The sequence below is a fragment of the Maridesulfovibrio salexigens DSM 2638 genome (genome assembly GCF_000023445.1).
In the GTDB taxonomy this organism is placed as follows: Bacteria; Desulfobacterota; Desulfovibrionia; order Desulfovibrionales; family Desulfovibrionaceae; genus Maridesulfovibrio; species Maridesulfovibrio salexigens.
In genome coordinates, this window is the sequence record NC_012881.1 from 2,463,244 (window position 1) to 2,470,000 (window position 6,757).

The 6,757-nt window shown below is 45.0% G+C and carries 3 protein-coding genes and 2 rRNA genes (1 of these 5 cut by a window edge); 2 read left to right on the top strand and 3 right to left on the bottom strand.

Features of this window, described 5'->3' with window-relative positions:
* Window positions 1-87: 87 nt before the first annotated feature.
* On the top strand, window positions 88-837 hold the full coding sequence (locus tag DESAL_RS11265; protein WP_015852113.1) for a substrate-binding periplasmic protein: 750 nt from the start codon (window positions 88-90) through the stop codon (window positions 835-837).
* A 57-nt stretch (window positions 838-894) separates the two neighbouring features.
* Here the strand turns inward: DESAL_RS11265 and DESAL_RS11270 are convergent, their stop codons facing one another.
* Entirely contained in the window at window positions 895-2,235 is a 1,341-nt protein-coding gene (locus tag DESAL_RS11270; RefSeq protein WP_015852114.1) for a PpnN family nucleotide 5'-monophosphate nucleosidase, read from the bottom strand.
* A 358-nt stretch (window positions 2,236-2,593) separates the two neighbouring features.
* On the opposite strand from DESAL_RS11270, the gene DESAL_RS11275 reads away from it, so the two are divergent.
* Window positions 2,594-3,481: a cyclase family protein gene (locus tag DESAL_RS11275; protein WP_197528734.1), complete on the top strand. Its 888-nt coding sequence runs from the start codon at window positions 2,594-2,596 to the stop codon at window positions 3,479-3,481.
* Window positions 3,482-3,771: 290 nt separating this feature from the next.
* Here the strand turns inward: DESAL_RS11275 and rrf are convergent.
* Window positions 3,772-3,886, bottom strand: a 5S ribosomal RNA gene (rrf, locus tag DESAL_RS11280).
* Window positions 3,887-3,986: 100 nt separating this feature from the next.
* Window positions 3,987-6,757: ribosomal RNA gene (locus DESAL_RS11285) — 23S ribosomal RNA — on the bottom strand; it runs 166 nt beyond the window's last position.

The window sequence follows — 6,757 nt, forward strand, 5'->3', positions numbered from 1 at the left end:
ACAATACATTTGACCTTGTTCGTAAAAAATGAATATTATCATACTATTCATTGTAATCCATGAACATTTTTTAAGTGCAGGTTCTGAATGAAACAGCTTTTCAGCACAATCATCCTTCTTATTTCACTATTTGTATGTATACCACAGGCAGATGCAATTATTAGAGTCAACATATATGGAGATGATGCATATGCTCCTTATTGCTTCATTAACAATGGGACTTATGACGGGATATATGTACGTATTTTAAAGAAGGCATTTAGCAAGATGGAAGGGTATCAAATCAAAATCGTGCCTGTTCCGTATAAACGTTTGCTGCTGGGACTCGAACACGGTAAATTTTTTGCAGCCTTCCCACCTTACCAATGGCCCCAAAAAAGACCGTGGATAGACACCTACTCTACCCCGATACTAGAAGAAGACTATTCTATTTTCTGCGCCAAAGGATTTCTGGATAAACCGCGCCCGAATTGGCCGACTGACTACAAAGATCTTACAATTGGAGTCAATGATGGCTTTATAATCCCCAACATCGACAGAATTAAAATCGAGGATGCATCCAGTAACGAAAAAAATTTGAGAAAACTCCTTGCCGGTCGTATTGACTGCTACGTAAACGACAGTAAATCCATCCTCTATACAGCCAAACTCATGGGCATTGATCCATCAAAGCTTGTACAAGGAATGAAAATAAGTACGGAATATGGGCATCTTGCCTACTCGCGCAAGAACAACCCGCCTTTCAAGCGAGATTTTATAAAAAAATTCAATGTGATAATACAAAAGATGAAATGCAGCGGAGAAATTGATACTATAGTAAATGATTTCATCCATTAAAAAAGCCGACCTGTAAACTTACAGATCGGCTCTATTCTTTCCAAACAATATAATTAGCTACTCAATACGGTAAGCAGGCTTATTGCTCTTGCTGGGATGAATCCTGCCTTGCTTAGCCAACTTACGGACCAACTGGTCTGTTGCAGCCAGAATGTTTTTATCTCCCTTGATAAGGGGTCTGTCATCTCCCCATGAATCAAGCATATCCGGGTCTTTCACTGTGAGGTGAACCACTCCGGAAAAGAAACGACGCAAATTAATAAGCAATGAAAAGGCTTCTTGATCCCGAGACAAATCGAGTCCTTCCATTGATTCGAAAGTAACCTCGAAAGGCTCCTGAATACGCGGATCAAAAACAAGATCATCATTCCAGAGGTAGCGGGTATTCAAATGCTGTGTCTGGTATGCCACGTAGTTCGCATAAGCGCGGGCAGTTCCCACGTGCACATTATACAAACCATCCAGCGCATCGCCGAAGCAGATATCAAGATACTCGACCAATTCCTTAAAATAAACCCCGCCACCCATCTCAACAAGATCAAATTCATAAGGAATTCCCTTATTATCAGGCATGGAAAGCAAGGCCAGCATAGTCAGGATTTCCTCAACAGTACCCGCACCACCGGGATGGACTTTGCCTCGATGAGAGGCACGGATAAATGCTTCCATGCGCTCTTCAATAGTCGGAAAAGTCAAAAGCTGGGTCACAAGTTCGTTCGGAGCTTCAGCTGCAAGAATCTTCTTTTCTGAAAAACCGATAAAATCTCGATGACCGAAACGCTCAAAGGAATTCTGCTTGCCGTAGGCAACCTGTGCACCCTTGAAAGGAGCCTTCATAACCCCTACACCGCAACCAGTAATATTTTCCATATCCGGCATAAAAAGAGCGGTCCAGTAGCCGAGTTCCTTGGCAAAATTATACTCATCAAGTGGAACCTGATGTCCGCCCCAAGTAAACATGACCAAACCACGCTCACCGCGATACATAAGGCCGGAATGTTCAACAAATTTCTTAATATTTGTGGACCGGCAATCATCTCCGTCGCATGAATGCTTTGGAGCAAAAATTATATCGCGAATGACCGCTGAAATATGTTCAACAGACTGCCAGATGACATTTCTTCCATCGTAAAGACAATCCCTCGGCACACGGGAGCACAGCAGATTTATGTGGCCGTTAACAGGCGCCAGTTCTATCTGCATATCTTTAAATTTAACCCGAATTTCACGGGTATCACAGACATCATTCTTGTGCACGTTGATCAATGCACCGATGATTTCAACCATACGGTTTTCAGGATCAGCCAGCCCTTGAGCAAGACGTTCAATATCAGCATCACTAAACTGCTGCGAAACAATCCTACGGGGAAGAATGGGAATCTTTAATTCTGTTTGCATAATGAAAAAGGAGTAATCGGAACGCAGGGAAATGCAAGGATAAATCGCATTTCAGATCAAAATTTTTAAACACGCTTCAAAATTTTTCTACCTCAATCCGGCAAATTTTCAATATTCGGGAAATCTCTTTTTAAGCCTGACCAAAGCTTTCTTTTCAGCTACCACATATGCTTTCCACTGCACTCCATTAAAGAAAGAATCGAAAGTGCTGTTTGGTGAACTTTTCCGAAAACATTTATGGCAACGTCTACTTTAGCATTCATATATATTCCTTCATATCCTAATTTTATACATAGTTAATATGATGATAGAGAGAATTCAATAGCGAATGGAAAGTTAACAATAGACATGAATAGAATTGCAGATTAAGCGTGAAGTAAAGTTCCAGCTTTTAAAACAGACAACATTTCAGGACATTACATACATAAATGTCAGTATCACATTTTATTTTCATCAAAGAGGGGCACAAATGTCTAAAACAATTATAGATCTATCCGTTTCAATTCGTTCAGACAAACCGTCCGACCCTCCAGGCTTTGTCCCCGAAATTATCTATGCTGATCATGCAGCGGGAGCAGCTCAAATGGCATCGGTCTTTCCGGGACTTAGCCCGGAGCAACTTCCGGAGCAAGAAGGCTGGGCTGTTGAATTCGTAAAAATGAGTACTCATGCCGGCACACATATGGATGCTCCATATCATTATCACTCCAAAACAGATGACAAGACTCCTGCAATGACCATTGACCAGATTCCCTTGGAATGGTGCATTAGCTCAGGGGTGAAACTTGATTTTCGTAATTTTGATGATGGTTACATTGTAACACCTGCTGATATTGATAGGGAACTGGATAGGATAAATTATACTTTAAAAGAAAAAGACATTGTCCTTATCAATACTTCTGCCGGAAAAAGATTCGGCCACGAAGACTATCTTGAAAAAGGTTGCGGCATGGGCAGGGATGCAACCCTTCACCTGACGAAGCAAGGCATTAAAATTGTCGGAACAGATGCTTGGAGTTGGGATGCACCTTTTAGTTCGACCGTAAAAAAATTCATGGAAACTCAAGACCCTTCCATCATTTGGGAAGGTCATTATGCAGGAAGTACGGTTCCATACTGCCATATGGAAAAAATGGCTAACCTTGAACTGCTTCCGTCAACCGGATTCACTGTAATCTGCATGCCTGTTAAAGTTCATAAAGGTTCGGCAGGCTGGGTTCGTCCGGTGGCTCTCCTAGAAGATTAACAACTCACAAAATATAACCCCGCACAAATGATTGTGCGGGGTTATTAATTAGTAACAAAAAAGCACTTAATTTAAGCGTTTAAAAATATTTTTCCAACACATACATCGAATTACAGATCAAAACAGCTCACAACGCAAATTTCAAAATTCGGACATTTACTATCCCTAAAATAAATGATGTCTACTAAATTCTGAGTCTACTACCTCGCTTCACACCCAAAACCACCCTTTCAAAAAGCCTCAAACAAGTAAAGCCCCCTTGAGTTAACAAGGGGGCTTTGAAATAAAAAAGCTTGCGGCGACCTACTTTCCCACTAGCTACCTAGCAGTATCATCGGCGATGGAAAGCTTAACTTCCGAGTTCGGAATGGGGTCGGGTGTGACCTCTCCTCAATGGCCGCAAGCAAATTTGCTTGCTCGTTTGAGCAAAATATATTGTTTAATAGAGAAGAATTAGAGTTCCATTAGCTTCAACCGTTTAGGGTTAAAGTTAAGGAAAGAGAAGAAAAATAAGTCGCACGATTTATTAGTACTGGTCAGCTGAATGCATCACTGCACTTACACCTCCAGCCTATCAACCAGGTGGTCTACCTGGAATCTTTAGATGCTAAAGCATAGGGATAACTAATCTTGAGGCAGGCTTCCCGCTTAGATGCTTTCAGCGGTTATCCCTTCCGAACTTAGCTACCCTGCAATGCCGCTGGCGCGACAACAGGAACACCATAGGTTCGTCCACCCCGGTCCTCTCGTACTAGGGACAGACCCTCTTCAATTATCCTACGCCCACGGTAGATAGGGACCAAACTGTCTCACGACGTTTTAAACCCAGCTCGCGTACCACTTTAATCGGCGAACAGCCGAACCCTTGGGACCTGCTTCAGCCCCAGGATGTGATGAGCCGACATCGAGGTGCCAAACCGCGCCGTCGATGTGAACTCTTGGGCGCGATCAGCCTGTTATCCCCGGCGTACCTTTTATCCTATGAGCGATGGCCCTTCCATGCGGAACCACCGGATCACTAAGACCAACTTTCGTTCCTGCTCGACATGTCTGTCTTACAGTCAAGCTCCCTTATGCCTTTGCACTCGACGGCTGGTTTCCAATCAGCCTGAGGGAACCTTTGCAAGCCTCCGTTACTTTTTGGGAGGCGACCGCCCCAGTCAAACTACCCACCAGACACTGTCTCCAAGCCGGATAACGGCATTGGATTAGAATTCAAGACTATCAAGGGTGGTATTTCAAGGTTGGCTCCACCGACACTGGCGTGCCGACTTCAAAGCCTCCCACCTATCCTACACATGATAGCCCTAAACCCAATGTCAAGCTATAGTAAAGGTGCACAGGGTCTTTCCGTCTTACCGCGGGTAACCGGCATTTTCACCGGTAATTCAATTTCACTGAGTCTCTGGTTGAGACAGTGGGGAGATCGTTACGCCATTCGTGCAGGTCGGAACTTACCCGACAAGGAATTTCGCTACCTTAGGACCGTTATAGTTACGGCCGCCGTTTACTGGGGCTTCAATTCGGAGCTTCGACCGAAGTCTAACACCTCCTTTTAACCTTCCAGCACCGGGCAGGCGTCAGTCCCTATACATCGTCTTACGACTTAGCAGAGACCTATGTTTTTAGTAAACAGTCGCCCCCCCCCGATTCTCTGCGGCTCCAAACAGCTCATTAAGTGAATCAAGTCACCGTCTGGAGCATCCCTTCTCGCTAACTTACGGGATCATTTTGCCGAGTTCCTTAACCAGAGTTCTCTCAAGCGCCTTGGTCTACTCGACCCGACTACCTGTGTTGGTTTGCGGTACGGTCAACAAATGCTAAACTTAGAAGATTTTCTAGGCAGTCTGGAATTACTCACTTCAAACGTAAAGTTACGGCATCGTGTCTCGGCCTTAAAAAGGAACGGATTTGCCTATTCCTTAAGCCTACGCACTTACACCGGCATATCCAACAGCCGGCTGAGCTATCCTACTGCGTCCCTCCATCGCACACATTTGCTGGTACGGGAATATTAACCCGTTTTCCATCGACTACGCCTTTCGGCCTCGCCTTAGGGACCGACTAACCCTGGGAAGATTAGCTTTACCCAGGAAACCTTAGTCTTACGGCGAACAAGTTTCTCACTTGTTTTATCGTTACTCATGCCAGCATAATCACTTCTCATTAGTCCAGCAAACCTTCCGATTCACCTTCATCCCATCTGAGAACGCTCTCCTACCGATGCGTCAAAGACGCATCCCGTAGCTTCGGTACCATACTTAGCCCCGTTACATTTTCGGCGCAGAATCGTTAGACCAGTGAGCTATTACGCTTTCTTTAAAGGATGGCTGCTTCTAAGCCAACCTCCTGGCTGTCTATACAACTCCACCACCTTTTCCACTGAGTATGGATTTGGGGACCTTAGCTGACGGTCTGGGCTGTTTCCCTTTCGACTACGGACCTTCGCACCCGCAGTCTGACTCCCAGGATATATCTTACGGCATTCGGAGTTTGATAAGGTTTGGTAATCTGGTGGGACCCCTAGCCTTGTCAGTGCTCTACCTCCGCAAGAAAACTCCTGAGGCTATACCTCAATATATTTCGGAGAGAACCAGCTATCACCAAGTTTGATTGGCCTTTCACCCCTATCCACAGGTCATCCGAGTAATTTTCAACTTACAACGGTTCGGCCCTCCACTTGATTTTACTCAAGCTTCAGCCTGCCCATGGATAGATCACCTGGTTTCGGGTCTAATCCGCAATACTTGTCGCCCTATTCAGACTCGCTTTCGCTACGGCTACACATCACTGCTTAACCTTGCATTACAGATTAACTCACTGGCCCATTATGCAAAAGGCAAGTGGTCACAGAACAAGTCTGCTCCCACAGCTTGTAGGCAACTGGTTTCAGGTTCTATTTCACTCCCCTAACAGGGGTTCTTTTCACCTTTCCCTCACGGTACTGGTTCGCTATCGGTCTCTAAGTAGTATTTAGCCTTGGAAGATGGTCCTCCCAGATTCCCACGGGGTTTCACGTGTCCCGTGGTACTCAGGTGCCACTAGTGCTGTCGCCGACTTCGGGTACGAGGCTTTCACTCTCTATGACGCGCCTTCCCAGACGCTTCCCCTATCTAAACAGATCACATATTGTGGTCCTACAACCCCGCATGCTCGAAAGCACACGGTTTGGGCTAATCCCATTTCGCTCGCCGCTACTTTGGGAATCTCGTTTGATTTCTACTCCTCCGGCTACTGAGATGTTTCACTTCACCGGGTTCGCTTCCTAAGGCCTAT

What these genes read in the sequence shown, in the direction of transcription:
- DESAL_RS11265 (WP_015852113.1), top strand. Translation starts at nt 88, where the DNA reads ATGAAACAGCTTTTCAGCACAATCATCCTTCTTATTTCACTATTTGTA.
- DESAL_RS11270 (WP_015852114.1), bottom strand. Translation starts at nt 2,235, where the DNA reads ATGCAAACAGAATTAAAGATTCCCATTCTTCCCCGTAGGATTGTTTCG.